General features: G+C 63.8%; 1 protein-coding gene. It reads left to right on the top strand.

Annotation, left to right across the window (positions count from 1 at the left end; genetic code table 11):
• A partial coding sequence (locus tag DH10_RS35875; RefSeq protein ID WP_192385954.1) for a HAMP domain-containing protein occupies positions 1-221 on the top strand: 221 nt, incomplete at both ends.

The following is a 221-nucleotide window of genomic DNA, read 5'->3' as shown; positions in this document are numbered from 1 at the left end:
TTCGCCTCGGAAGTGACGCGCGTCGCACGCGAGGTCGGCACGGAAGGCAAACTTGGTGGCCAGGCCCGTGTCGAAGGCGTCGGCGGCACATGGAAGGATCTGACCGACAACGTTAACTCCATGGCGGAAAACCTGACCGGGCAGGTCCGCAACATCGCCGAGGTGACGACGGCAGTCGCCCTGGGGGATCTCTCGAAGAAGATCACCGTGGACGTGAAGGG

It is taken from the genome of Mesorhizobium silamurunense (genome assembly GCF_014843825.1).
In the GTDB taxonomy this organism is placed as follows: Bacteria; Pseudomonadota; Alphaproteobacteria; order Rhizobiales; family Rhizobiaceae; genus Mesorhizobium; species Mesorhizobium silamurunense.
This window is presented reverse-complemented; position numbering and strand designations above follow the sequence as displayed.